Here is a 22,784-nt window from a genome sequence, read left to right as displayed (position 1 = left end):
GTTGCTTTTTTGTTAATTGAAAGTTCACACAGGGCCAGGGCGCGTTCAAGCGCTTTGATCGAGATCTGTGTGCGCTATCACCGAATTGGCAACCCGGTGACAGACACTGGAGAGTGGCGCTTTCATCTCGCGAGGGAGGACGATAAGGTGAGGCACGGCAAAACAGAATGCAGGAGCGCAACATGCTGAAGGTCATCGCTGAAGATTTTATCCACCCGGAACACATTGACACCGTTATGCCGTGGTATCGCGAACTGGTGGAGAAAACCCGTCAAGAGCCGCTGTGCATCAGCTATGAACTGTGCATCGACCAGCAGGATCCCGGGCATTTTATTTTTATCGAAAGCTGGCCGGATCGCGCCGCTCTGGATGTGCATTGTCAGACCGAGCATTTCACCCGGCTGGTGCCGCAGATCAACCACTATCAGCGCAAGCCTTGTACCTTCCTGTTTATGCAGGTATTTCCTGAAACAGGCGATAAATAGGCGAAAAAATCCCCGCAGGGGGCGGGGTCAATGGCTTCTCATTACTATCTTGTTGTGTTTAAAAAATAGGCTGATAATGATTTTCATTCTCTAAGAATGCTCTTAAATAAATCAGCTTGGTGAATGATTCACTGCCTGCTTTTCGCTGGCGGTTTTAATGGCGCGCAACATACGGCGCCGTATCAACCCGCTTACCAGGCGAATCGCATACCAATAGGGGGTAAACCGCCGCCGGCTGGCGTCGTCGGGGCAGAAGATGCGCGTTTCCGTCACCAGACGACAGCGCCCACCCTCGGAGGAGCTCACGACATAACCCAGCGCCAGTTTGGCGACGCCGGGCTGCGCGAAAGCCAGAAACCCCGCCCCGTCGGCGACCTGCTCCAGGCCGTATTCAGCCTGCCAAAATCGGCCGATCAGGCCATAGACCAACGCGCTTTCATCCTGCTCAAGCAGGCAAAAGTTATGCAGGCCAAACGGCGGCGGGCTGGGTTTATCGCGTGGCATCAGGCGCGCGGGCAATTCGCGTAGCGCTATCATGCTGCGGAAAAAGCGATCGTGCCTGGGATCATAAGCGGCCACGGCCTCCAGGATCCGCGCCTGCGGTGCGGTGATGGCGATCGCATGCCGCTCCGAGAACTGGTATTGCCCAAGGTATTTATTCAGTAGCGTCATGCTTTGCATTCTCCCGCCATTCGCTTTGCAGCAGGGCGAAACCGAATTCGTCGCCCCACGCGCCTTTGAAAAACACGTTTTGCCGCCAACAGGCCTCACGGCGAAAGCCCAGCTTACTGAACAACGCGGCGGCGCGAAGATTACGCGCGTCCACCACGGCGGTAATGCGGTGTTTCGCCAGCGGCCCGAACAGCAGGGCGATGACGGCGCTTAGCGCCTCGCGCGCTTGTCCTTGCCGCTGATGAACCGGATCGAAGGTCACGCCCAGTTCAGCCTGACGCCCTTCATCGAAAAAATGCACCGCGACATCGCCCAGCAACGCGCCGTCTTCGCGGCGCTCGACCGCCAGTTGAAACCAGCTGTCGTCACGGTTGAATTCGAGCTGCCGTTGCTGTGCGAAAAAGGCCTGTGCCTCGGCGGCGCTGTAGTCGCTCCAGCTTTGATAGCGCGCCACGTCTGGGTGGCTGCGGTAGGCGGTAAAGTGGGGCAGATCGTCGGCGGTGAACGGGCGCAGGATCAGTCTGGGGGTCTGTAGAGGCAAATGGCGCATTGTTTTTCCTTATCAGCGCATTAGGGCTACCGGCAGTGTAGCCCAGCGCCGACAGGCAGGCTGTGTAAAATGAGCGGTGGAGGACAAACGGGAAATGCCGGTTCAGGCGAACCGGCAGGGGCATTATCGGCGGGCGGCAGCCTGACGCAAGCGCTCGACCGGGCCTTGTTGAAAATCGAATGAGGGGGCTTCTTGCCGCGCCAGCCCCTGACGCACGATGGCCTTAACCGCCTGGCTGGCGGCAAGATCTTTTCCGGCGATCTGTTCGGCGATGCGCAACGCTTCTTCCCGGGCCGAACTTGCGCTGATGCGGGAAATGGCGCCGTGTGACAAGGCTTCCTGTGCGCCGACGGTTCTGCCGGTCAGCAGCCAGTCGAGCGCGACATAGGGGGAAATACGCGCCGGCAAGCGCGCGCACCCGCCTTGTGCGGCGACTAACCCGAGCCCGGTTTCGGGGAAGCTGAAGCGTGCGTTCTGGCCGGCGACGATCAGATCGCACGCCAGGGCCAGCTCAAATCCGCCCCCGTACGCGATGCCGTCAACGGCGGCGATGATCACCTTGGCGATCTGTGCATGGATCAGCCCGCCAAACCCCTCCGGCGTAACGATGGGCAGTTCACCCTGATGAAAGGCGTTGATATCCATGCCGGCGGAAAATACCGCCGGTTGACCGGCCAGGACGATCGCTCGCACTGAGTTATCGTTATCTGCCTGCCGCAGGTAGGTGCGGATCAGCTCGGCCATCTGCAGGTTGATGGCGTTCTTTTTTTCCGGCCGATTGAGGGTGATGACCGCAACCTGCGCGCCATAACGTTCGTAAAGCACCGGCGGTGATTCACTCATCGCTGGCCTCCCCGCGGAAAAAGATCAGCGTCAGCAATAGGGCGATGGCGCCGAGCGGCAGCGAAAACAGCGGCAGGTAATAGGCCGGCAGCGCATAGAGCGCCAGGCCGCCCAGCATGCCGCCTGCCGCGATGCCGGCGTACAGCACCGAGCTGTTGAGCGATACGGTCAGCGCGCCAAAGCGTTTCGATAGCGACAACAGGTGATGCTGGATCGGCACCAGATACATCCAGCCGGTGATACCCCAGACCAGAAAGATGGCCAGCACCCACCAGGGGGAAGTGACATAGAAGGCCAGCAGAAACAGGGACAGCGTCTGGATCGCCACGGAAAACAGCAGCACGAACTTGCTGCCGAGGGCATCGGTTAACGCGCCGGAGGCAAAATTGCCGATCACCGCGCCAATGCCGAATACCAGCAGCGCGAGGGGCAGGATCGCCTGCGGGCCGAACTGGGTGTTTTTCAGCAACACGCTGACGTAGCTATAGACGATGTGTTCCGAGCAAACGGCAAAAAAGGTGATCAGTAGCGTGGTCAGCACCGCCTTTTGTCTCAGCGGGGCGAGCCGCTCTTTCAGCGAATGCTTGCCCGGTGGCGCAATGGCCCGCAGCGCCAGCGACAGGCCCAGCAGCGCAATTGCCCCCAGCAGGGCGATGAACAGGAAGATTTCTCGCCAGCCGATCAGTTTGGCGAGAAAGGTGCCGAACGGAATACCGAGCGCAATAGCCAACGTCATGCCCCCATAGACGATGGAAATGGCCAGGCCGCGGCGTTTTTCCGCCACCAGCCCTACCGCGGCGGCGGCGGCCTGCGGCGTGTAACAGGCCGCCCCCAATGCCGCCAGCACTCTGCCGAACGAGATCTGCAGGTAGCTGGTGGCCCAGGCGCAGGCCAGGTTGCCGGCGATGAACAGCACCAGCGCCAACTGCAGGATATGCTTGCGGTTGACGTTGCCCAGCAGCCAGGCGGTGAGAGGGGCGAACAGCATATAAGCCAGCGCGAATACCGATATCAACTGCCCCGCTTGCGCGGGGCTGACGGCAAAGGTATCGGAAATGTCGCTGAGCACGCCGGCGACGATAAAGGCGTCGGTGCCGATGGCGAACGTGCCGGTCGCCATCAGACAGAGCGTGATCAGATGGCCGTTATAATCCGCTAACTTCATCCCGCCCTCCGCAGATCGTTCGCCGTCCAGACTCGTCCCAGCGCCGCCAGGAAGGTCTCCACGTCGGCATGGGAGTGCGCCGAGGTCGGCGTCACCCGCAGCCGCTCGCTGCCTGCGGGCACCGTCGGTGCATTGACCGGTTGCACGTAAATATCGTGTTCATCGAGCAGCACTTTACTGATGTGTTTGTTGCGGTGCGGATCGCCGACCAGCAGCGGCAGGATATGGCTGTCCGCCGACACCAGCGGGATGCCGGCGGCGCGCAGGCCGGTTTTCAGGTGATCGACGATCGCCAGCAGGTGTTTGCGTTGGGTGTCATGCTCGAGGTTGTATTTAAAACTGGCCAGCGCGGCGGCCACCACCGGCGCCGGCGACGAGGTGCTGAAGACGAATGCCGGGGCCCAACTGCGCACTGCCTCCACCACCGAGCGGGGCGCGGCGATATAGCCGCCCGCCGCACCGTAAGATTTGCCGAACCCGCCCTGAATAATGGTGATTTTATCCAGCAGGCCCAGTTGTTCGGCGTAGCCCAGCCCCCGTTCGCCATAGACGCCGGCGGAGTGGATCTCGTCGAGATAGGTCAGCGCCTGATACTGCTCCGCCAACGCCACGATCTGCGCCAGGGGGGCGAAGTCACCGTCCATGGAATACAGCGACTCGAAAGCGATCAGCTTTGGCCGCGCCGGATCGGCGGCCTGCAGCAGCTCGGCGAGGTGTGCCACATCGTTGTGGCGGAAGATTTTTTTCTCCGCTTTGCTGTAGCGGATACCGTAAATCATCGAGGCGTGATTCAGCTCGTCGGAGAACACGATCAGATCGGGAATGGCGTCGCACAGGGTGGATAAGGTGGCGTCGTTGGCGCCGAAACCGGTGGTGAACAGCAGCGCCGACTCTTTGCCATAGGCGCTGGCCAGCAGCGTTTCCAGCTCGCTGTGGTAGACCGAGGTGCCGGAAATGCTGCGGGCGCCGCAGGTGCCCAGCCCGACCCGATTAACCGCATCGGTGGTGGCCAGCAGCACTTTGGGGTGGTGGCTCATCGCCAGATAGTCGTTCGAGCACCAGACGTTGAGACGGCGCTCACCGTGATGGCCGTGGCTGGTGGCCCAGGGTTTGTCCTGCACGCCGCGTTCAAGGTTGAGGAACTCGCGAAAACGCCCCTGTTTTTTGGTTTCCGCCAGCTTTTCTTCAAGAATGTTCAGTACGCTCATCGTATGTTCCTTGTGTTAAACGGCTTTAAGGTTTAATGACAGCCCCTGACCGACGCCGACGCACATCGTCACCAATGCGTTGTTCGCCTGTTGGTCGCGTAATTCCAGCGCTGCCGACAGCACCAGGCGCGCGCCGGACATCCCCAGCGGATGACCGAGCGCGATGGCGCCGCCGTTCGGGTTGACCCGCGCGTCGTTGGCGCCGATACGCCAGTGTTTCAGCGCCGCCAGAACCTGTGAGGCGAACGCTTCGTTAATCTCGATGATGTCGAAGTCGTTCAAGGTGAAGCCGCCGCGCTGCAGCAAGCGCTCGGTGGAGGCGATCGGCCCCAGCCCCATCAGCGCCGGTTCAACGCCGGCGGCCGCGCTGTCGCCGATCTCCGCCAGCGGTTGCCACCCCTGGCGCTTCACGTAGCGACCGGAAGCCAATAGCAGCGCGGCGGCGCCGTCGTTGATGCCGGAAGCGTTGCCTGCCGTGACCGAACCGCCGGCGGAGAACGCCGGTTTCAGCGCCTGTAGCTGTTGCAGCGTGCTGAGCCGGGGAAATTCATCCTGCGCGAATGTGCGGGTCGTTTTACGATCGGCCGGCACGTCCACGGGCGTGATTTCCCGCGCCAGCCGGCCGCTGTCGATCGCCCGGCGGGCCTTCTGCTGCGAGGCCAGCGCGAACAGGTCCTGTTCCTCGCGTGAGATATGTTGCCGTTGGGCTACGTTTTCCGCCGTAATGCCCAGCGGATCGCTGCCGTAGCGCTCCGCCAGCCGCGGGTTAACAAAGCGCCACCCCAGCGTGGTGTCGTACAGCTTCACGCCTTTGTCGAACGGCGTTTCGCCTTTGCTCAGCACATAGGGCGCGCGGCTCATGCTTTCCACACCGCCGGCCAGAATCAGTTCGCTGAGGCCGCTGCGGATTTTCGCCGCGGCGTAGATCACCGCATCCAACCCGGAGGCGCAAAGGCGGTTGAGGGTGATGGCAGGCACCGACGGATCCAACCCGGAAAGCAGCGCCGCCATGCGGGCGACGTTGCGGTTGTCTTCGCCGGACTGGTTGGCGCAGCCCAGGACCACTTCGTCCAGATCTGCTTCCGCCGCCGGATGGCGCTGCAGCAGGCCGCGAATGATCGTCGCCGCCATGTCGTCGGGGCGGGTATGCGCCAGGCTGCCGCCATAGGCGCCGATCGCCGTGCGCGTGCCGTCGATCAGATAAACGCCGTCATCTTTAATGCTCATCATGGATCCTTAAGGCGTGGTCGTCAGCGCCGGTTGCGCGGCGTGCAGAAGGGTGTAATGCGGCGCATAGCGCGCCGCGTGCAGCAGCTGCGCCAGATTGCTCAGCGTCGTCCTGACGTTTTTCTCCCCCAGTTTGCCGAGCCAGTCGAAAATGCCGCCGGCGTAGTTAACGCCCGCGACGGCGGCGACATCGATGTCTTCCCGGCTGCAGACGCCGCTTTCCACCATGATCACCGACTCATTGATCAGGCTGCTGAGGACGCGGGCGACGATAAGCGCCGGAGAGTCCTTGATAAATTCAACCTGCGGGATTGCCGTGTGCAGCAGGCGTAAAAACAGCGCCTTATTGGCCGCAGAAGCGTGGCGGCTGTGCGCCGCCACCAGATAGGTGGTGTCGGCGTAGTTCAGGGCGACATCGACCACAAAGGCATCCGCTGCCGTCTGCTCGGCCAGTTGGCTCGCCGTGCGGCCATCGGTGATGCTGACGGTGAAAGCGTCATTGATCCGGACGGCCGCTCCCAGCCCCGGTAATGCCGGCCGTTGTTCCACGCGCAGCTGTGGCCACTGAAGCGCGGCTCGCTGCTGCAACAGGGTAAAAAAAGGGTGCTCGCCGTAAACGCGCAGCGTCTCGACGTCTGCATTGTTGGCGGCCGTCACCGGCGGGGCGGTTTCTTCGGCGGCAAAATAGGAGCGGCCGTTCTTTTTCCCCAACAGACCGGCATCGACCAGTGAACGCTGCAGATGACCAGGGGTATAGCGCGGGTCGTATTGCATGTCCTGCCAGATTTGCCGGCTGACCTGATAGTTGATGTCTTGGCCGATAAAATCGGTCAGCTCGAGCGGCCCCATGCGGAAGCGCCCGCCGGCCTTGAGGGCGCGGTCGATCTGCGCCGCGCGCGCCACATGTTCTTCCAACAGGCGGAACCCTTCCAGGTAGTAGGGGCGGGCCATGCGATTGACGATGAACCCCGGCGTGGCCTGGCAGACGACATCGCGTTTCCCCAACGCCGCCACCAGTTGGCGGCAGCGTTCCGTGGTGGCGTGCGCGGTAAAGTAGGCCGGAATGATTTCAATCAGCTTCATCAGCGGCGCGGGGTTGAAAAAATGCAAACCGATAAAGCGTTCGTTGTGCGTTACCGCAGTTGACAGCTTGTTAAGCGACAGTGAGGAGGTATTGGTGGCGATCAGCGTGTCGGGCTTGACCACTGCGGCGATGGCCGCCAGCACCTCAAGTTTGGTTTGTTCTTGCTCGGCGATGGTTTCTATCACCAGCTCGCTGTCGGCGATGGCCTCAAACACGGAAGTGAACATCAGATTGGCCAGCACCGCGTCTTTATCCCGCAGCGCGATCTTGCCCTGTTCGACTTTCTTGTTCAGGTCTTGCGCGATATATTCGCGAGCTTGATTTAGGGTATTGCCGTTGCGATTATAAAGCATCGTGGGAATGCCTTTTTGCGCGAAAAGATAAGCGATGCCTCTGCCCATCGTTCCCGCGCCGATAATCGCAGCCGATTGAATTGCCGCATTACTTTCTGCCATAGAAAATCCCCGTCACTGTATGCCATGCGAAATTCGCAAATGCTTATTATCTCTTTGGATTTACGGCGGCACTGGGTGCCTGTCTGGAAAGTAATTGGTGGTGTCCTGGCTGTCTAACGGTAGAAATGACAGGTTTACGTGTCGAGGAGAGTATGCTATTCGCGTAGTTTTCCTGTTCGGCGCAATAAAAAGGCTTATTTTAAGGGGAATAGCTGTTTTCGTTATAGCGTTGGTATTTTTTATTATATGAAACGGCTACTGGCGCCGGGCGGCGATATTCTATAGTGAATCTGACCTATCGATAAATCGGCATCGCTATCTGGAGAACCTGCGTTATGGATACCCGCACTCAACGGCTCATGGCGGAGGTGATTGGCAGCCTGGCCGATCGCGAATGCTTTCTGACGCAGCTGGGGCCCTGCGCCGAGGCGTTGGGGTTTGATTATTTCTCCTACATCGTGTTTTCCTGTTATCCGGCCAGCAGCCCCAAGATGCTGATCGAAGGGAATATTTCAACGAACTATCTCGAGGATTATCGGCGGCAGCGGGTATATTTGCAGGATCCGGTTATTGAGCGTGCTCACCATTCCACGCTGCAGTTTCAGTGGGACGAAAGCTTTTATCATGAGCGGCCGACGCTTTGGCGGCGTATGGCGCAATTCGGCTTGTGCGCCGGTTGGTCGCAGTCGGTCAAGGATTGCTATGGCAGGTTGGGGATCCTGACGTTTGCCGGTAAAGCGCTACCTGAGCAAACGCCGCAAGCGCGTGCGGCAAATGAAACTTTTTTCCTTTGGCTGGCGCAGACCGCCCATAAAACGCTGCGGGAGGCCTTGATATCGGTGAATGATGACGCGATAAAAGATGTGTTGACGCTGCGCGAAAAAGACATTTTACGCTGGAGCAGCGAAGGGAAAACGGCGGAAGAGATCGCGTTGTTGATGGGGGTGAGCGAGCGCACGATCAATTTTCACATCGGCAACTCGATTAAAAAGCTTTCTGTCGCCAATAAGACCGCCGCTACCGCCAAAGCGGTTTATTTACAGCTAATTTAATCTCGAGTAATAAATAATTAATCGCCTATCCGTTATCGGTGTGATGTTTATATTTTGTTAAATTAAAAACTATCCTTGTCAGTATTTACCCCTCGATCACAAAAGCGTGATAAAGCGATTCACCGCGCCCGTGCGCGGCAGTATTCTGTTGGCACCCGGTTTACATAGAAAGGACGTGATATGTACAAGACTATTTTAGTGCCGATCGATATTGAAGAGGATCTGTTGACCGAGCATGCGCTGAAGCATGTGGAATATTTGGCGAAGATGTCCGGCGCTAAAGTGCATTTCTTCCATGCGCTGCCGGATGCCTCGGCTTTTGTTACTGCCTATTCGTTCGGCCTCAAGGAGTTTGAGAATCAGGCGGAGGTGAAGGCGGTGGATAGACTGAAGAAAATCATGTCGGAAATCGATCTGCCGTTGGATCGCCTCAATTACACCGTCAGCTTCGGTTCTGCACGCGATCAGGTGTTGGAACTGGCGGAAGAGATCGACGCCGATCTGATCATCATCGGTTCGCGTCGCCCGAGCGTGAAAACCTATCTGCTGGGGTCCAACGCCGCCGCTATCGTTCGACATGCCAATATTTCGGTGATGGTGGTCAGATAATTCATCTTAAACTCACCGTTTTCGGGCACGTTCTGCGGTTACCGGCCGGCTGCAGAGCGTGTTTTGCGTTTTATTGCCATCCCAGTCTGAACTGCTACGATTTTAGCTGACGTTTTTATGCCAACCGGGCCACCGGCCTTGCGCATATTTTTCATTTCAGCCAGAAGAGGGGCAGCTATGCCATTAGAAATCGATGGGATTATCAGAGGCGATCGGGGCAGTGAACCGAGCCGTTGGCAACATGCGTCAACCAAACCGCTTATCACGCTGACCTGGCATCACACCATTCCCTGGAACTGTTTGCGTAATGTCTGGAATGGTTTGGTGGCGGGGCAGCATTGGAACGCGCTGGACGAATTTATGAATCTGATCGGTGTGCCAAACCGCGCCGCGGTGCTCAAACAGATCCAGAATAAAAACCTGCAGGATCGCGATGGATTACACACTTTGGTGACCTGGCAAGGATGGAATATCGTCGAGGGGCCAGGTAATGAGTATCGCGCGCAGGGGGACGATCCCGGTGAAAACTTCGACGGTTGGTCGGGTAAGGGGATGAGCACTAATCAGCAAGCGACGCTGCAGCAGGTCAACGTGTTGTATCAGGTGATGGCGCCGCTGGGAAGCCGTGCGCTGGACGCCGCCAGACAGGCGCCGCCCATTACTGCGGAAGAAGCAGACGTCTTGCAACGGACGATTAAACAGACCCGCCCAACGTTGCGAGGAAAGGAACCGATCCGGTGGCAAGAAGACATGTGGCATCAGGTGCAGCCGGGTAAAGAGGCGAAACACTTCGCACGCTGGGACACCAAACCTGTGTGGCGCAAGCGCCTGCACAGCGACATGGCTCAGGCTGGATAAGCCTCTCCCCGCGCCGGGTTGCCGGCGCGGGGCATAAATCCAGCGTTAATCGCACAGCGCCACTATTTCGTCGTACAACGCCTTGGGGATTTCCACGCCGTATTGCTCGCTCTGGCGCCGTTGCCGATAACGGCGTTCGCCGGGGATGCGGGCGCCTTGCGCCTGCATATCGGCAAACATCGCCTCCGCTCCGGCGAAATATTTCGCCTTATCCGCACCGAGAAAACGCTCGGGATCCAACGCGATGACCAGCTCACCACCGTAAGGCGACGAACCGGTGCCATCGTCATAGGCCAGCGATTCCTTGCTGGTCATATCGCCGATCAGCGGCCCTGCCAGCAATTCAACCATTGCCGCCAGCGCCGAGCCCTTATGCCCGCCGAAGGTCAGCATCGCGCCCTCCAACACGCTGACGGCATCGGTGGACGGATTGCCTGCCTTATCAATGCCCCAGCCTTCAGGCAGCGGGGTGCCGGCGCGGCGGTGTAATTCGATTTCGCCGCGCGCTGCCGCGCTGGTGGCCATGTCGAACAAAAACGGCGGCCGATCCGGACGCGGCCAGCCGAAGGCGATGGGGTTGGTGCCGAAGAGCGGTCGCGAACCGCCGGCCGGCGTCACCCAGGCGTGGCTGGGCGTGCAGGCCAAGGCCACCAACCCCTGCTCGGTCAGCGGTTCGATATCGGCCCACAGCGCGGAGAAATGCACGCAGCGGTTGATCGCCAGCGCGGCGACACCGTTGGTGCGCACTTTCTCGATAAAGGCCGGCAGAGCGGTGCGGTAGGCCAGCAGGGAAAACGCACCGCCGGCGTCGGCGCGCAAGATGGCCGGCGCCTGGTCGAGCAATCTGGGCATCGCATCGGCAGAAACCTTGCCTGCCCGCAGCGATCGCACGCAGCCCAACAGCCGGTACAGCCCGTGAGAAGCGCAGCCGTCGCGTTCGCCCTGGGTGACATTTTGCGCCACCGCCTCGGCATGCGCCTGATTGAAACCGTTGCTGCGCAGCGTACGCAACGCCAGTTGATAAGCCTGTTCCAGCGACAGCACATGCATGGATGTCATTTCGATGTCCTCCCTGGGTTCATTCTTCTTCATCGCCGATAAAATTGGCCTGGGGTAAACAGGTATAGGCGCCCCAGTAGTAAATCGCCAGCGCAATCACCGCCATGGTGAGGGTGTCCCATGGATGAGCAATAGCGCCGATGCCGCCGAAGCTGCTGAAGTAGGAAAGCCCGATCACCAGCGCATAGAAGACGATCAGCCACAGCGAGGACCAAATTTGCTGCCTGAGGCTAACGGCGTGGGTCGGCACCTGATTCTTGAACAGGATGTAGATGAAGAACATCAGGATCTGCAAGCCGAGCAGCCAGGAGACGGTGTCCCAGCCGGACCAGAAGACGATCAGCGCCGAAATGATAAACGACAGCGGGCCGAGCACGCAGAAACCGCGGACCCGGAACGGACGCGGCATATCGGGCGCATTGCGCCGCAGCCCGGCGGCGGTGACCGGGGCGATGGCGTAGCTCAGCACCAGTGCGGCGGACACCACGCCGATCAGTTTTTCCCAGGATGGGAACGGCAGCGTCCAGAATACCGAGAGAGCGAAGGTCAGCCACAGCGCCGGGCGAGGAATACCTGACTCGCCATCCACCCGGGTGAACAGTTTGAAGAAGGTGCCGGCGCGCGCCCAACCGTAGATCACGCGGGGCGTGGCGTTCATATAGATATTGCCGGTGCCGCTCGGCGAAACGATCGCGTCGCTGACCACCAGAAACGCCAGCCATCCCATGCCCAGCGTGATGGCGATGTCGCGGAACGGCAGGGAGAACTGTTGGCTGATGCCGGCCCAGCCGCCGCTCAGCATCTCGCTGGGGATGCTGCCGAGAAACGCTATCTGCAGCAGCACATAGATGATGGTGGACAGCACCACCGACAGGATCAGCGCGATGGGAATGGTGCGCTGCGGCCGTTGCACCTCGCTGGCGACCGAAATGATCGGCGTCAGGCCGAGGTAGGCGAAGATGATGCCGCCGGCGGAAATGGCGGCCTCAACGCCGGCGGAACCGAAGGGAGCAAAGCCCTGGCTGTGCAGGTTTTCCGGTTTGAAAAAGCTGAACAACACCACGATCACCAACAGCGGCACCAGAAACTTCAGCACGCTGATCAGGTTATTGGATTTGGCGAAGGTTTTGACGCTGTAATAGTTGAGCGCGAAGAAAAAGCACAGCAGCGCCAGCTGCACCAGCCAGCCGATCGCGGTTGGATCGCCGGAACCCGGCTGACTGAGGAACGGGAACCAGGCGGCGGCGTACTGCCGGGCGGCGACGACTTCGATGGCGATCAGGCTGGAGAAGGCGATCAGCGTGATAAACCCCAGCAGATAACCCATCAGTTCGCCGTGCGAGAATACCGGATAGCGAATGATGCCGCCGGCGCGCGGCAGGGCGGCACCCAGCTCGCAGTAGACGATGCCGAGCAGCAGCACCGCCAGGCCGCCGATCAGCCAGGAATAGATGCCGGCCGGGCCGGCGATGGAGGAGACATGGCTGGCGGCGAACAGCCAACCGGAGCCGAAGATGGCGCCCAGACCGATGAACGTCAGGTCGGTGAGCGTAAGCTGCTTCTTGAATTTGCCTTGGGTTGTCATGGTATTACCCTTTTGTTATTGAATGGCAGGCAGATGCGGCCGGGCTAATTTGGGGCAGGTGAAACCAGGGGGGCTCGGGTGTAAACGCCGTTCACCAGCCGCAGCAGGTTGAGCGGGTTGGCGTCCTGCAGCGCCGGCGGCAACAGCGCCGCAGGGGTGTTTTGCAAACAAACCGGCCGCAGGAAACGCTCGATGGCCAGCGTGCCTACCGAGGTGCCGCGTGCGTCGCTGGTGGCCGGGTAAGGGCCGCCGTGCACCATGGCGTCGCACACTTCCACCCCGGTCGGATACCCGTTGAACAGCACCCGACCGGCTTTGCGCGCCAACAGTGTCGTCAGCCCGGCGGCTACATCGAGATCGTCGTCGTCCGCCAGCAGCGTGGCGGTCAACTGGCCTTGCAATGCCGCCAGCGTCGCATGCAGCTGCGCTTCGTTATCCACCGCCACCAGGATGCTGACCGGGCCGAAGACCTCTTGTTGCAGCAGCGGGTCAGCCTGCAGCAACAGCGCCTCTTCCGCCTGATAAAGCTGCGCCGCCGCCCGAAGCATGGGCGTTTCGCTTCGGCCTGCGAGACGCCGCATACCTGGATGGGCATCGAGGACCGCCAGCCCGTGACGGTAGTGCTCCAGCGTGCCGGCATTCAGCATCGGCTGCGGCTCGGCGGCGTTGACCAGGGCGCTCATCGTTTCGGTTAACCGATCGAAGGCGGTGCCGCGCAGCGCGACGATTACGCCGGGCTTGGTGCAGAACTGACCGCAGCCGAGTGTGAAGGAAGAGACCAGTTCCTGCGCAATGCGCTGCCCGCGCCGCGCCAACGCCTTGGGCAGGATCACTACCGGATTGATGCTCGACATTTCTGCGAAGACCGGGATAGGTTGAGGGCGTTGCATCGCCAGATCGAAGAGCGCCCGGCCGCCTTGCAGCGAGCCGGTGAATCCCACTGCCTGAATCGCCGGATGTTGTACCAAATCGGCCCCCACGCGGTTGCCGAAGATCATGTTGAAGACGCCGGCGGGCATCCTTGTGCGTTCCCGAGCGCGTTCGATCGCCTGAGCGGTCAGCTCGGCGGTAATCATATGACCGCTGTGCGCCTTGAACACGACCGGGCAGCCGGCGGCGAGCGCGGCGGCGGTATCACCGCCCGCGGTGGAAAACGCCAGCGGAAAGTTGCTGGCGCCGAAGACCGCCACCGGGCCGAGCGCCGTGCGATATTGCCGCAGATCGGGGCGCGGCAGGGGGGAACGCTGTGGCAGCGCGCAGTCGATGCGCACGCCCTCGACGTCGCCGCGCCGCAGCAGCGTGGCGAACAGCCGCATCTGGCCGCTGGTTCTGGCGCGTTCGCCGCTCAACCGCGCAGGCGGCAAGGCCGTTTCCTGCATGGCGAAGGTGAAGAAAACATCATCCAATGCGTCTAACTCTTCGGCGATGGCGTCGAGAAAGTTCGCGCGTTGCTCTGCACTGAGCTGTGAATAGGGCGCAAAGGCTGCTGCGGCGGCTTCTGCGGCGGCGGCGGTTTCTGCCGCCGTGGCCTGGTGGAAGCGGTAGCCGGTTGGCTGACCGTCGTCGGCGCGCAGGCTACACAGCGACGCTTCCCCTTCGGCGAGGCGTTGGCCGCCGATAAATTGTTGGCCGCTGATGGCGGCGTAGCGATCGTTGGGCATCGGTTCCCCCGGTAGATAAAGCATGATGCCCGGCATGGCCGGGCGGTGAAGGCGTCACAGGCCGACGTTCGGCAGCGCAGGGCGGGTGGCCAGCGCTTTATCGATCACGGTGTTGATCTCGGTGAGCGTTTCTCCCTGCAGCGCCAGGCGAGGAGGGCGAGTGACAGCGCTGCCGCGGCCGACCCGCTGTTCGCAGAGTTTGATGCACTGCACCAGATCGGGGCGGGCATCGAGGTGCAGCAGCGGCATAAACCAGCTGTATAGCGCCAACGCTTCCTCATAGCGTTTTTCCTTCGCCAGCCGGAACAGGGTTTCCCCTTCGCGCGGGAAGGCATTGGACATGCCGGAGATCCAGCCTTGCGCGCCGACGGCGATGCTTTCCAGCACCACATCGTCCAATCCGGCGAACAGCACGAAGCGATCGCCGACTTCATTGCGCAGGTCGATAAAGCGGCGGGTATCGCCCGACGAGTCTTTGAAGCACACGATGTTCTCGCAGTCGACCAGCGAGGTCAGAATGTCGGGCGTGACGTCATTTTTGTAAATGGGAGGGTTGTTGTAGACCATTATCGGCAGATCGGTCGCGCCAGCGACGCTGCGGAAGTGCGCGGCGGTTTCGTGCGGTTTGGCGGAGTAGACCAGCGCCGGCATCACCATAATTCCGTCGACGCCGGCCTTTTGCGCTTCACGCGCCATGTTCTGCGCGAAGGCGGTGGTGAACTCGGCGATGCCGGCGATCACCGGCACTTTACCGTCGGCGGCGTCTTTCGCCACCTCGATCACCGCCAGCTTTTCCTGCACTGTCATCGAGGTATTTTCACCGACGGTGCCGCACACCACCAGGCCGGAGACGCCGTCGCGCACCAGGTTTTTGATCACCGTATGGGTGGCGTCGAGATCCAGAGAGAAATCGTTGCGAAATTGGGTCGTCACCGCCGGGAATACGCCGCTCCAGCTTAGGGTTTTATGGCTCATCGTGTTTGTCCTGTCGTCCGAAAGTGTTAATGAAAAGTGAATCTTTGGTAAGGCTCACCGACAGATTGACCGGTATTGCGCAGGGAGGCTTGACGCTTTTCGCCGATTGCCGCGACGAAATTGGCACAATAGCGGCGGAAAGCGGGCGTGAAAAATCGGGCGTCGGTACGCCGTGAGAAGAGAGGGTTAACGGGGTAAATCAGCGCGTTAAGCGGAAAGCGTCAGGCGAAAATCGCGCGGCGTGGAGCCGGTCATCGCTTTGAACTGACGGCTGAAGGCGCTGTGATCGGTATAGCCGCACTGCAGCGCGATGTCCGTGATCGGCAGATCGCCGGCCAGGAGTTCCGTGGCCTTTTCCAGCCGCACTTTGTGGATCATCTGGCGCGGGGTGAGGTGGAAGATACGTTTGCAGTAGCGTTCGATCTGCGCCACCGATAACCCGGTCAGCGCCGTCAGCTCTTCAAGCGCGATCGGTCTGGCGTAGTGGCGGCGGATATGCACGTCGATCGCCGCCAGCCGCTGGTAGGCCGGATGATTGGCTCTGGCCTCCTGCAGATCGTGAGAAATACCCGCCATACCGATGATTTTTCCCTGCGCGTCATACAGCGCCAGCTTTTGCGTCAGGCACCAGCCGGTTTCTCGGCCGTTGTACAGGTGCATTTCCAGCTGATCCTGGATCAACACGCCGTGGCGTAATACCCGCAGATCCTGCTCGGTATAGCCGGATCCGAGCTGAGCGGGAAAAACGTCGGCGGAGGTTTTGCCCAGCAGCGGCGTCACGGTTTTGAAACCGCAGCGCCTGGCCAGCGTCAGGTTGGCCAGCAGGTAGCGAGCCTGAGCGTCTTTGATAAAGAACACCACGTTGGGGATCGCGTTCAGCAACGGCGCGATCAGCGCCAGCGTATTCAGCAGATCGCGCAGGTTGTTCGGGCGCTGCTGCGCCAGTCCGTCGCACAGGCGCGACAGATGTTCGACGGCAAAAACGTCCTCCTGCTCCGGCAGCCCCACAAGCGAAGGCGGCGAGAGAGAAACCGGAGGCGGGTAGTCTGAAGTGGATCGCATAACAGTCCCTTTTCGGTCGTTAGCCGGAAAAACAGGCGGGCCAGGTTGGCGCTTTCGCATCAATATTAACTTTTTTGTAACGAAGCAAGCGCTATTTCCGGCGGGCTGCCAAATATGCGGATTGCCGCATACTTTTGCCGGACGGTGTTTGGCGGTTGCTTGAAAACTGCGGCGTTTCTCGCTACACAAGGGTTTAGCATGAAAATAACGACATGATAAATAAGTCATTATTATGACAACCGTTAAACTCATACCCGCGACGCGTCAGGCCTGACGTTTGTCACTGTGCTGATTTCTTCATTCGCTGCGCCGAAATGCATCAAGCCGTCATGCTCACATTCGTTCAGGCTAATGCCATTGGTAACATCTCATTAACCCAGGAGACGCCGATGGCACTTTCTGCGCATATCACCGCTTTGCGGGCGATCGATTCTCATACCGGCGGAGAGCCGACCCGCCTGATCGTGGAAGGTTTTCCCGATCTCGGCGAGGGTAGCATGGCGGAACGGCGGGCGCGTTTCGCACAACATTATGACGATTGGCGCTGCGCGGTGATGCTCGAACCGCGTGGCAATGACGTGCTGGTGGGGGCGTTGCTGTGCCGCCCCTGCTCGCCACAGGCCACCGCCGGGGTGATCTTCTTTAACAACAGCGGCTATCTGGGCATGTGCGGGCACGGCACTATCGGGCTGATCGCTTCGCTGGCTCATTTGGGGCGCATTCACGCCGGGCGCCACCTGATCGAGACCCCGGTCGGCCCGGTAAGCGCCACGCTGCATGATGACGGCAGCGTCACGGTGGAGAACGTGTCGGCTTATCGCTACCGCCGCCAGGTGCGGCTTGAGGTTGCCGGTCACGGGCCGGTGACGGGTGACATCGCCTGGGGGGGCAACTGGTTTTTCCTGATCGGCGAGTCACCGTTGCCCATCGATAAACACAATCTGGAGGCCTTGACCGCGTTCACCTGGGCGGTGCGACAAACGTTGGAACAGGCGGGCATCCGCGGTGAAGACGGCGGAGCGATAGACCATATCGAACTGTTCGGTGACGATCCGCAGGCCGACAGCCGCAGCTTCGTGCTGTGCCCCGGCAAAGCCTATGACCGTTCTCCGTGCGGTACCGGCACCAGCGCCAAACTGGCGTGTCTGGCGGCGGACGGCAAACTGCCGCCGGACACGCAGTGGCGGCAGGCCAGCGTGATCGGCAGCGAATTCCAGGCCTATTATCGTTGGAACGGCGATCGCATTGCTCCCTTTATTCGCGGGCAGGCCTATGTGTGCGCCGATAGCCAACTGCTGCTCGACGAACGCGATCCCTTCGTCTGGGGGATACGCTGATGGGCGCCGAGCGGGGAGCCGATGTCATCGTGGTCGGTGCCGGTATCATCGGCGCCGCTTGCGCCTGGCGGCTGGCGCGGGAAGGGTATCGTGTCTCGGTGGTGGACGATCGCCGCGCCGGCGCCACCGCCGCCGGTATGGGGCATCTGGTTTGCATGGACGATAATCCTGCCGAGCTGGCGTTGAGCGCTTATTCGCTGCGGTTGTGGCGCGAAGTGACGGGGCGCATGCCGGAAACCTGCGCCTGGCGTGGTTGCGGTACGCTGTGGTTGGCGGATCAAGCGGATGAAATGGCCATCGCCGAGCAAAAGCAGGCGCGGCTGGCGGAGCAGGGCGTGGCCGCGGAACTGCTGACGGCAGAGCAGATCGCCGTCATGGAGCCGATGCTGCGGCACGGCCTGGCCGGCGGACTGCGGGTGCCGGGCGACGGCATTCTGTATGCGCCGCTCGCGGCTCGCTGGCTGTTGGCCGACGGTGGTGCGGCAATTGACGTGGTGCATGGTGAAGCGACAGCGTTGGAAGAGGAAGCCGTGCGGCTGGCGGACGGCAGGCGTCTGGCAGCGCCGGTGGTGGTCCTGGCCTGCGGCCTTAGGGCCAATAGCCTATTACCGCAGACTTTGCTTCACGCCAAGAAGGGCCAACTGGCGATCACCGATCGCTACCCGCGGCGGGTGCGGCATCAACTGGTGGAGCTGGGGTATGGCGCCAGCGCGCATGCCAGTAACGGCACGTCGGTGGCTTTCAATGTGCAGGCGCGGCCCACCGGACAATGGCTGATCGGCTCTTCCCGCCAGTTCGACGCCGTTGATTCGGCGTTGGACATGCCACTGTTGGCGGCAATGCTTACGCGTGCACAGTATTTCTTGCCCGCACTGGCGCAGATGAACATCATTCGCTGCTGGACCGGGTTGCGCGCCGCCTCTGCCGACGGGCTGCCGCTGTTGGGCGTGCATCCGCGGCATTCCTGGCTGTGGCTGGCGCTGGGGCATGAGGGATTGGGCGTCACGACTGCGCTCGGCAGCGCTGCGCTGATTACTGCGCAAATTGGCCGGCAAACGCCGGAGATTGACGATTCCCCGTATTTGGCTGCGCGGGCGTTTGCCGCCGAGGAGTTGCCTGTATGAATGAAAGACAAAATACGATCGCGTTGAGCATCGATGGAGAACACCGGCGGGTGCCGGTTGGTCTCAGCGTTGCTGCGGCGCTCAGCCTGTGCGGCGACGATCGTTGTCGGTTATCTGTTTCACACCAACCGCGTGCTCCCTTTTGTGGCATGGGCGTTTGTCAGGAGTGCCGGGTGACCATTAACGGCCTGCGTCGCCTGGCGTGCCAAACGCTGTGCCAAGCCGGCATGCGCATAGAGAGGAACGATGATGAGTAACTTCAGTTGTGAGGTGCTGATCGTCGGTGCCGGGCCGGCCGGCATGGCGGCGGCGCTGGCCGCTGCGGAAAGTGGTGGCCAGGTGCGAATGATTGATGATAATCCGCATCCCGGCGGGCAAATCTGGCGCGACGGGATGCAGGTGGCTTTACCTGAAACGGCGAACCGCTATCGGCAGGCGGTGGCGGCGCGGGAAAATATTGCGCTGCAGTCTGGCTGCAAGCTGGTGGCGCAGTGTGGCGCTAACCGATTGGCATATGAAGACGCCGAGGGCTGCGGCGTGATTCGCTATCAAAAGCTGATTTTATGCAATGGCGCGCGTGAATTGTTGTTGCCGTTTCCCGGCTGGACGCTGCCGGGGGTGACCGGCGCCGGTGGTCTACAGGCGCAAATCAAGCAGGGGTTGGCGATCCGCGGCGAGCGAGTGGTGATCGCCGGCAGTGGTCCGCTGCTGTTGGCGGTGGCCGACAGCGTGAAACAGGCCGGTGGAGAGGTGGTCATGTTGGCGGAGCAGGCGCCGCTTTGGCGGTTGGCGGCGTTTGCCGGCGGCCTGTGGCGCTGGCCGGCCAAGCTGCGTCAGGCGTTTTCTCTGATGCCGCATCGTTACCGTGCCGGTAGCCGGGTGCAGGCGGCGTTGGGGCAAGCACGTTTAACCTCGGTGCGTGTCAATAACGGCGGGCGGGAAAGAACGATCGCCTGTGACAGGTTGGCCTGCGGTTTTGGTCTGGTGGCGAACATTGAGTTGGCGATGCTGCTGGGGTGTCGGATAGAGCATGACGCCGTAGCGGTGAATCATTGGCAGCAAACCAGCCAGGTGCAAATTTTTGCTGCCGGGGAGTGTACCGGCATCGGCGGCAGTGAATTGGCGCTCACTGAAGGCGCCATTGCAGGTTATGCCGCCACCGGGCAGCGGGAAAAGGCAGAGCGCCTGGCGGCGCAGCGGCGGCGGTGGCGGCGTTTCGCCACGGCGGCGGCAAGTGCCTTCGCACTCGATGAGCGCTTGAATTCGCTGGCCAATCCGCAAACGTTACTGTGCCGCTGCGAAGACGTTACGTTGGAACAGGTACGCCATCAGCCGGATTGGAACACGGCTAAGATGAACAGCCGCTGTGGTATGGGGGCATGCCAGGGTAAAGTCTGCGCAACGGCGGCGAGGCAGCTTTTGGGCTGGCCTTTGCCGTCGCCGCGTGTGCCTTTAACGCCGGTCAGGACAGAAACGCTGGTTGCGCTGGGGCTGAACCGATGTGATGACGATGGTTGAATGGGTTAGCGGCATCTCGCCCCAGGCAAACGCCGCCACATTACCATTGCGGCCAATAGTAGGTTTTCTCCCGCCAGCCTTTGCCGTACATACAGGCTTCGATGGTGGCGTCTCGGGCGGACTGATTGCGATCGGTCTGCACTGTTTTAATCGACGGCTCCTTGTCGTAGCGGTATCCCGATGGACAGTCTTTCTTATTCTTCTCGCAAGGAATGTATTTGTTTTCGTAGCTGAACTCCACGTCCCGCACCACGTCCGGGGGGAAGCGATCGTATCCGCGGCTGCGGCATTCGGCATATTCGGCATTCCGGGTACTCTCAACCGCGCCAGGCCTTTCCCATTGGGTGCAGGCGGTCAACATCAATAACGGCAAAACAATCAAACAACGGAAATTCTTCATGGTGTCCCTAACTCTTTCTCTATCCTGAGGCTCGCAGCCTAGGAATGTTCCTAACTGACGAGGTGGGAAAGTGTAATAAACTGGCGGAACAATTGGAAATGATAATGGTTATTGTTTAGGTGTGATTGAGGAAGTGCCGCGTTGAGAGAGGATGTGGTGCATTGAGGGCAGTCTGTAAGGATCCGCGACCTCACGGCGAGGGCTGGACGATGTGGCATTGATTTTATTCATTCTCTTTATGCCGCAATGATCCGACCGCAATTGCATCGTTTTAATGAGGGAAATAATATGCAGGCTAAGTATTTTCTTATCCGGTATGACTATTATTTTTATTTAGGATATTTACCCATGCCAAGGATTTAATGCTCAGTATTAATACCTTATTTTTTTATTTCTGTTTTTTTATTGGGGTTTTATTTTCAGGTTTTTTCTGGGGAAGACTTTTTAGTTACAGGGAATTCATTTGCATTTTAAATTTGGATTTTTTAAATTCATTTTAGAGGAAGGATAACCGTACGAGACAGAGTCAAAAAAGGAGTTTATTTTGTCTGGGATAAAGAAAACGCCTGAAAGTCATGACGGTTTACCTTCACCATCAGAGGATTATGATACTTTTAAGCACCTCTCCGATGTTGGCGCCGTGTTGGGATATGGGCGAACCCGCTTTTATCAGTGGTGCCGTGGGCGCGGATTTCTAACCCCGATGAACGTTCCGTCCCATGAAATGATCAGCCTGGGATATATGGTGGCGGTGTTATCAGAGACCGGTCATACCCGGGTTTATGTCACGCAGGATGGTTTCAGTTACGTCAGTGGTGCTTTTGCGGCAGATATCCAACGTGGCATGATCAAGTTTTAAATCTGCAAGAATCGCCTTTATTTCAATGGCTTTAATGCGGAATCTTCTTATCCCTGCAGGTCCGTGATAGGAGTGGGAAGTTATCCGATTTTTTCGTCTCTGCGGTATGAAGGCTACTGGAGACAGCTATTCTCTTGCTACGATAAGCATTATTTTCTTCAGGAGCCAAGGATGAAGCATTACGCCGCGTTGTTATTTGCCTCTGCACTGCTGACGGGGTGTGCGACTCAAGCCGTACCGCCGCAACAGGCTGAGTTGCCCCCCCCAAGCCGTCTGATGCTCTATCAGAATATCCCGGATACGCCTTACGCTACGGTGGTCGTGGTGCGCGACAGCGGAATGCTGGCGGGCAGCTGCCGCACTGGCGTCTATGTGAATGGGGAGTTTGCCGCTTCACTCGAGGCAAAAGAAAAAGCAGAGTTTCGCGTGCCGCCAGGCAATATTTCGGTCAGTATCGGGCAAGATATGATCGAGAACTCTCTATGTATTTGGCGTGAAACCAGCGGCAGCGTGCCGATGACGCTGCGCGCCGGTGAAAGCCGCTATCTGCGCATCGCCGGCGATCGGCAGCGAGGCTTCGTGTTGCAGGCAGGGCGGCCGTAACAGCCCAGGCAAGGGCGTTAACGCCCTTGCCACCATCCCCACAGCGTAATTAATAGCCACGCCGCCGCAATCCAGCACAGTACCGCCGCCCCCAGCGCTAACGACAGCCGCAGGCTGTTAATCAGGAAATACAGCGAAATCAAATATACCAGGTAGGGCAATACCGCCCACATGCCGAAAATCAGCGTCGTTTTCAGTGCCGCAATTGAACGTTCGCTGCCGACAATGTAATGCGCAATCAGGGCGAAAGTGGGAAAGAGCGGGACTAAACCGGCGATATAATAGTTGCGCGTTTTGGCCAGCAGGCCGATTAGAACCACGACCAGCGCGCCGATCAGCGCTTTGACAAGGATGCCCATAACGGTCTCGGGTGTGGGGGAGAAAGTCAACACA

Annotated in this window: 25 protein-coding genes; 11 read left to right on the top strand and 14 right to left on the bottom strand. The window is 59.8% G+C overall.

All coding sequences use genetic code 11. The annotated features are described in order from the left end of the window. Positions 1 to 182 precede the first annotated feature (182 nt). Entirely contained in the window at positions 183 to 485 is a 303-nt protein-coding gene (locus tag ACOWVD_RS07835; protein ID WP_049239723.1) for a putative quinol monooxygenase, read from the top strand. Between the two features lie 111 nt (positions 486 to 596). Here the strand turns inward: ACOWVD_RS07835 and ACOWVD_RS07830 are convergent, their stop codons facing one another. From ACOWVD_RS07830 to ACOWVD_RS07800, 7 genes are all read right to left on the bottom strand, one after another. Continuing rightward, a complete protein-coding gene (locus tag ACOWVD_RS07830; protein WP_273874617.1) occupies positions 597 to 1,157 on the bottom strand; it encodes a hypothetical protein in 561 nt (186 codons plus the stop codon). Continuing rightward, positions 1,141 to 1,707: a GNAT family N-acetyltransferase gene (locus tag ACOWVD_RS07825; protein ID WP_004928012.1), complete on the bottom strand. Its 567-nt coding sequence runs from the start codon at positions 1,705 to 1,707 to the stop codon at positions 1,141 to 1,143. The genes ACOWVD_RS07830 and ACOWVD_RS07825 overlap by 17 nt, the downstream gene beginning before the upstream one ends. Before the next feature lie 123 nt (positions 1,708 to 1,830). Then, entirely contained in the window at positions 1,831 to 2,550 is a 720-nt protein-coding gene (locus ACOWVD_RS07820) for an enoyl-CoA hydratase/isomerase family protein (RefSeq protein WP_049239702.1), read from the bottom strand. After that, positions 2,543 to 3,715 (bottom strand): MFS transporter, encoded by a 1,173-nt coding sequence (locus ACOWVD_RS07815; RefSeq protein WP_015377389.1) that lies wholly within the window; start codon positions 3,713 to 3,715, stop codon positions 2,543 to 2,545. The genes ACOWVD_RS07820 and ACOWVD_RS07815 overlap by 8 nt, the downstream gene beginning before the upstream one ends. Continuing rightward, positions 3,712 to 4,923, bottom strand: a complete 1,212-nt coding sequence (gene hemA / locus ACOWVD_RS07810; RefSeq protein WP_049239701.1) for a 5-aminolevulinate synthase — start codon at positions 4,921 to 4,923, stop codon at positions 3,712 to 3,714. Before hemA ends, ACOWVD_RS07815 begins: the two co-directional genes overlap by 4 nt. A gap of 15 nt (positions 4,924 to 4,938) precedes the next feature. Next, entirely contained in the window at positions 4,939 to 6,150 is a 1,212-nt protein-coding gene (locus ACOWVD_RS07805) for an acetyl-CoA C-acyltransferase (RefSeq protein ID WP_021504868.1), read from the bottom strand. Positions 6,151 to 6,159: 9 nt separating this feature from the next. After that, the gene (locus tag ACOWVD_RS07800) at positions 6,160 to 7,689 is read right to left on the bottom strand and encodes a 3-hydroxyacyl-CoA dehydrogenase NAD-binding domain-containing protein (protein WP_049239700.1); all 1,530 of its coding nucleotides are present in this window, start codon (positions 7,687 to 7,689) and stop codon (positions 6,160 to 6,162) included. Positions 7,690 to 8,024: 335 nt separating this feature from the next. Here ACOWVD_RS07800 and ACOWVD_RS07795 point away from each other — a divergent pair, with 335 nt between their 5' ends. The 3 genes from ACOWVD_RS07795 to ACOWVD_RS07785 all read left to right on the top strand — a co-directional run bounded on the left by ACOWVD_RS07795 (position 8,025) and on the right by ACOWVD_RS07785 (position 10,208). Further along, positions 8,025 to 8,741 (top strand): LuxR family transcriptional regulator, encoded by a 717-nt coding sequence (locus tag ACOWVD_RS07795; protein ID WP_004927994.1) that lies wholly within the window; start codon positions 8,025 to 8,027, stop codon positions 8,739 to 8,741. 180 nt (positions 8,742 to 8,921) lie between these two features. Continuing rightward, a complete protein-coding gene (locus ACOWVD_RS07790) occupies positions 8,922 to 9,350 on the top strand; it encodes a universal stress protein (protein ID WP_004927993.1) in 429 nt (142 codons plus the stop codon). 177 nt (positions 9,351 to 9,527) lie between these two features. Continuing rightward, positions 9,528 to 10,208, top strand: a complete 681-nt coding sequence (locus ACOWVD_RS07785) for a hypothetical protein (RefSeq protein ID WP_049239699.1) — start codon at positions 9,528 to 9,530, stop codon at positions 10,206 to 10,208. A gap of 45 nt (positions 10,209 to 10,253) precedes the next feature. Here the strand turns inward: ACOWVD_RS07785 and ACOWVD_RS07780 are convergent, their stop codons facing one another. From ACOWVD_RS07780 to ACOWVD_RS07765, 4 genes are read right to left on the bottom strand one after another with little or no spacing between them, the layout of a single operon-like run. Then, the gene (locus ACOWVD_RS07780) at positions 10,254 to 11,267 is read right to left on the bottom strand and encodes an Ldh family oxidoreductase (protein WP_004927988.1); all 1,014 of its coding nucleotides are present in this window, start codon (positions 11,265 to 11,267) and stop codon (positions 10,254 to 10,256) included. Positions 11,268 to 11,286: 19 nt separating this feature from the next. Continuing rightward, positions 11,287 to 12,852: an APC family permease gene (locus ACOWVD_RS07775; protein WP_421105568.1), complete on the bottom strand. Its 1,566-nt coding sequence runs from the start codon at positions 12,850 to 12,852 to the stop codon at positions 11,287 to 11,289. 44 nt (positions 12,853 to 12,896) lie between these two features. Then, on the bottom strand, positions 12,897 to 14,513 hold the full coding sequence (locus ACOWVD_RS07770) for an aldehyde dehydrogenase (NADP(+)) (protein ID WP_421105567.1): 1,617 nt from the start codon (positions 14,511 to 14,513) through the stop codon (positions 12,897 to 12,899). Positions 14,514 to 14,567: 54 nt separating this feature from the next. Then, positions 14,568 to 15,488 carry a dihydrodipicolinate synthase family protein gene (locus ACOWVD_RS07765; protein WP_197799804.1) on the bottom strand — a complete coding sequence of 307 codons (921 nt, stop codon included), beginning with the start codon at positions 15,486 to 15,488 and terminating at the stop codon, positions 14,568 to 14,570. A 29-nt stretch (positions 15,489 to 15,517) separates the two neighbouring features. Here ACOWVD_RS07765 and ACOWVD_RS07760 point away from each other — a divergent pair, with 29 nt between their 5' ends. Further along, a complete protein-coding gene (locus ACOWVD_RS07760) occupies positions 15,518 to 15,664 on the top strand; it encodes a hypothetical protein (RefSeq protein WP_154612852.1) in 147 nt (48 codons plus the stop codon). 31 nt (positions 15,665 to 15,695) lie between these two features. Here the strand turns inward: ACOWVD_RS07760 and ACOWVD_RS07755 are convergent, their stop codons facing one another. Next, entirely contained in the window at positions 15,696 to 16,550 is an 855-nt protein-coding gene (locus ACOWVD_RS07755; RefSeq protein ID WP_031300114.1) for an AraC family transcriptional regulator, read from the bottom strand. A 389-nt stretch (positions 16,551 to 16,939) separates the two neighbouring features. On the opposite strand from ACOWVD_RS07755, the gene ACOWVD_RS07750 reads away from it, so the two are divergent. From ACOWVD_RS07750 to ACOWVD_RS07735, 4 genes are read left to right on the top strand one after another with little or no spacing between them, the layout of a single operon-like run. Next, complete coding sequence (locus ACOWVD_RS07750) at positions 16,940 to 17,887, top strand: 4-hydroxyproline epimerase (protein ID WP_049239696.1); 948 nt, start codon at positions 16,940 to 16,942, stop codon at positions 17,885 to 17,887. Continuing rightward, complete coding sequence (locus tag ACOWVD_RS07745) at positions 17,887 to 19,011, top strand: FAD-dependent oxidoreductase (protein WP_197763602.1); 1,125 nt, start codon at positions 17,887 to 17,889, stop codon at positions 19,009 to 19,011. The genes ACOWVD_RS07750 and ACOWVD_RS07745 overlap by 1 nt, the downstream gene beginning before the upstream one ends. Next, positions 19,008 to 19,268 (top strand): (2Fe-2S)-binding protein, encoded by a 261-nt coding sequence (locus tag ACOWVD_RS07740; RefSeq protein ID WP_004927966.1) that lies wholly within the window; start codon positions 19,008 to 19,010, stop codon positions 19,266 to 19,268. The genes ACOWVD_RS07745 and ACOWVD_RS07740 overlap by 4 nt, the downstream gene beginning before the upstream one ends. Continuing rightward, complete coding sequence (locus ACOWVD_RS07735; protein WP_015377400.1) at positions 19,261 to 20,529, top strand: FAD-dependent oxidoreductase; 1,269 nt, start codon at positions 19,261 to 19,263, stop codon at positions 20,527 to 20,529. Before ACOWVD_RS07740 ends, ACOWVD_RS07735 begins: the two co-directional genes overlap by 8 nt. A 40-nt stretch (positions 20,530 to 20,569) precedes the next feature. On the opposite strand, the gene ACOWVD_RS07730 is transcribed toward ACOWVD_RS07735, so the two are convergent. After that, positions 20,570 to 20,929, bottom strand: coding sequence for a hypothetical protein (locus ACOWVD_RS07730; RefSeq protein ID WP_015377401.1), 360 nt, complete (start codon positions 20,927 to 20,929; stop codon positions 20,570 to 20,572). Positions 20,930 to 21,473: 544 nt separating this feature from the next. On the opposite strand from ACOWVD_RS07730, the gene ACOWVD_RS07725 reads away from it, so the two are divergent. Continuing rightward, the gene (locus tag ACOWVD_RS07725; RefSeq protein ID WP_033633390.1) at positions 21,474 to 21,788 is read left to right on the top strand and encodes a hypothetical protein; all 315 of its coding nucleotides are present in this window, start codon (positions 21,474 to 21,476) and stop codon (positions 21,786 to 21,788) included. Positions 21,789 to 21,959: 171 nt separating this feature from the next. Beyond that, entirely contained in the window at positions 21,960 to 22,391 is a 432-nt protein-coding gene (locus ACOWVD_RS07720; RefSeq protein ID WP_028128013.1) for a hypothetical protein, read from the top strand. Positions 22,392 to 22,408: 17 nt separating this feature from the next. Here ACOWVD_RS07720 and ACOWVD_RS07715 read toward each other — a convergent pair whose 3' ends face one another. Further along, the gene (locus ACOWVD_RS07715) at positions 22,409 to 22,750 is read right to left on the bottom strand and encodes a GlpM family protein (RefSeq protein WP_004927953.1); all 342 of its coding nucleotides are present in this window, start codon (positions 22,748 to 22,750) and stop codon (positions 22,409 to 22,411) included. Positions 22,751 to 22,784: the final 34 nt, after the last annotated feature.

Source organism: Serratia sp. SA088, from assembly GCF_049065515.1.
GTDB lineage: Bacteria > Pseudomonadota > Gammaproteobacteria > Enterobacterales > Enterobacteriaceae > Serratia > Serratia nematodiphila.
The sequence above is the reverse complement of the archived record's forward strand: the minus strand, read 5'-3'. Positions and strand labels throughout refer to the sequence as shown.

Bases quoted from the DNA above. Each gene is read 5' to 3' on its own strand.
- ACOWVD_RS07835 (WP_049239723.1), top strand. From the start codon at position 183: ATGCTGAAGGTCATCGCTGAAGATTTTATCCACCCGGAACACATTGAC.
- ACOWVD_RS07830 (WP_273874617.1), bottom strand. From the start codon at position 1,157: ATGACGCTACTGAATAAATACCTTGGGCAATACCAGTTCTCGGAGCGG.
- ACOWVD_RS07825 (WP_004928012.1), bottom strand. From the start codon at position 1,707: ATGCGCCATTTGCCTCTACAGACCCCCAGACTGATCCTGCGCCCGTTC.
- ACOWVD_RS07820 (WP_049239702.1), bottom strand. From the start codon at position 2,550: ATGAGTGAATCACCGCCGGTGCTTTACGAACGTTATGGCGCGCAGGTT.
- ACOWVD_RS07815 (WP_015377389.1), bottom strand. From the start codon at position 3,715: ATGAAGTTAGCGGATTATAACGGCCATCTGATCACGCTCTGTCTGATG.
- hemA (WP_049239701.1), bottom strand. From the start codon at position 4,923: ATGAGCGTACTGAACATTCTTGAAGAAAAGCTGGCGGAAACCAAAAAA.
- ACOWVD_RS07805 (WP_021504868.1), bottom strand. From the start codon at position 6,150: ATGAGCATTAAAGATGACGGCGTTTATCTGATCGACGGCACGCGCACG.
- ACOWVD_RS07800 (WP_049239700.1), bottom strand. From the start codon at position 7,689: ATGGCAGAAAGTAATGCGGCAATTCAATCGGCTGCGATTATCGGCGCG.
- ACOWVD_RS07795 (WP_004927994.1), top strand. From the start codon at position 8,025: ATGGATACCCGCACTCAACGGCTCATGGCGGAGGTGATTGGCAGCCTG.
- ACOWVD_RS07790 (WP_004927993.1), top strand. From the start codon at position 8,922: ATGTACAAGACTATTTTAGTGCCGATCGATATTGAAGAGGATCTGTTG.
- ACOWVD_RS07785 (WP_049239699.1), top strand. From the start codon at position 9,528: ATGCCATTAGAAATCGATGGGATTATCAGAGGCGATCGGGGCAGTGAA.
- ACOWVD_RS07780 (WP_004927988.1), bottom strand. From the start codon at position 11,267: ATGACATCCATGCATGTGCTGTCGCTGGAACAGGCTTATCAACTGGCG.
- ACOWVD_RS07775 (WP_421105568.1), bottom strand. From the start codon at position 12,852: ATGACAACCCAAGGCAAATTCAAGAAGCAGCTTACGCTCACCGACCTG.
- ACOWVD_RS07770 (WP_421105567.1), bottom strand. From the start codon at position 14,513: ATGCCCAACGATCGCTACGCCGCCATCAGCGGCCAACAATTTATCGGC.
- ACOWVD_RS07765 (WP_197799804.1), bottom strand. From the start codon at position 15,488: ATGAGCCATAAAACCCTAAGCTGGAGCGGCGTATTCCCGGCGGTGACG.
- ACOWVD_RS07760 (WP_154612852.1), top strand. From the start codon at position 15,518: ATGAAAAGTGAATCTTTGGTAAGGCTCACCGACAGATTGACCGGTATT.
- ACOWVD_RS07755 (WP_031300114.1), bottom strand. From the start codon at position 16,550: ATGCGATCCACTTCAGACTACCCGCCTCCGGTTTCTCTCTCGCCGCCT.
- ACOWVD_RS07750 (WP_049239696.1), top strand. From the start codon at position 16,940: ATGGCACTTTCTGCGCATATCACCGCTTTGCGGGCGATCGATTCTCAT.
- ACOWVD_RS07745 (WP_197763602.1), top strand. From the start codon at position 17,887: ATGGGCGCCGAGCGGGGAGCCGATGTCATCGTGGTCGGTGCCGGTATC.
- ACOWVD_RS07740 (WP_004927966.1), top strand. From the start codon at position 19,008: ATGAATGAAAGACAAAATACGATCGCGTTGAGCATCGATGGAGAACAC.
- ACOWVD_RS07735 (WP_015377400.1), top strand. From the start codon at position 19,261: ATGAGTAACTTCAGTTGTGAGGTGCTGATCGTCGGTGCCGGGCCGGCC.
- ACOWVD_RS07730 (WP_015377401.1), bottom strand. From the start codon at position 20,929: ATGAAGAATTTCCGTTGTTTGATTGTTTTGCCGTTATTGATGTTGACC.
- ACOWVD_RS07720 (WP_028128013.1), top strand. From the start codon at position 21,960: ATGAAGCATTACGCCGCGTTGTTATTTGCCTCTGCACTGCTGACGGGG.
- ACOWVD_RS07715 (WP_004927953.1), bottom strand. From the start codon at position 22,750: ATGGGCATCCTTGTCAAAGCGCTGATCGGCGCGCTGGTCGTGGTTCTA.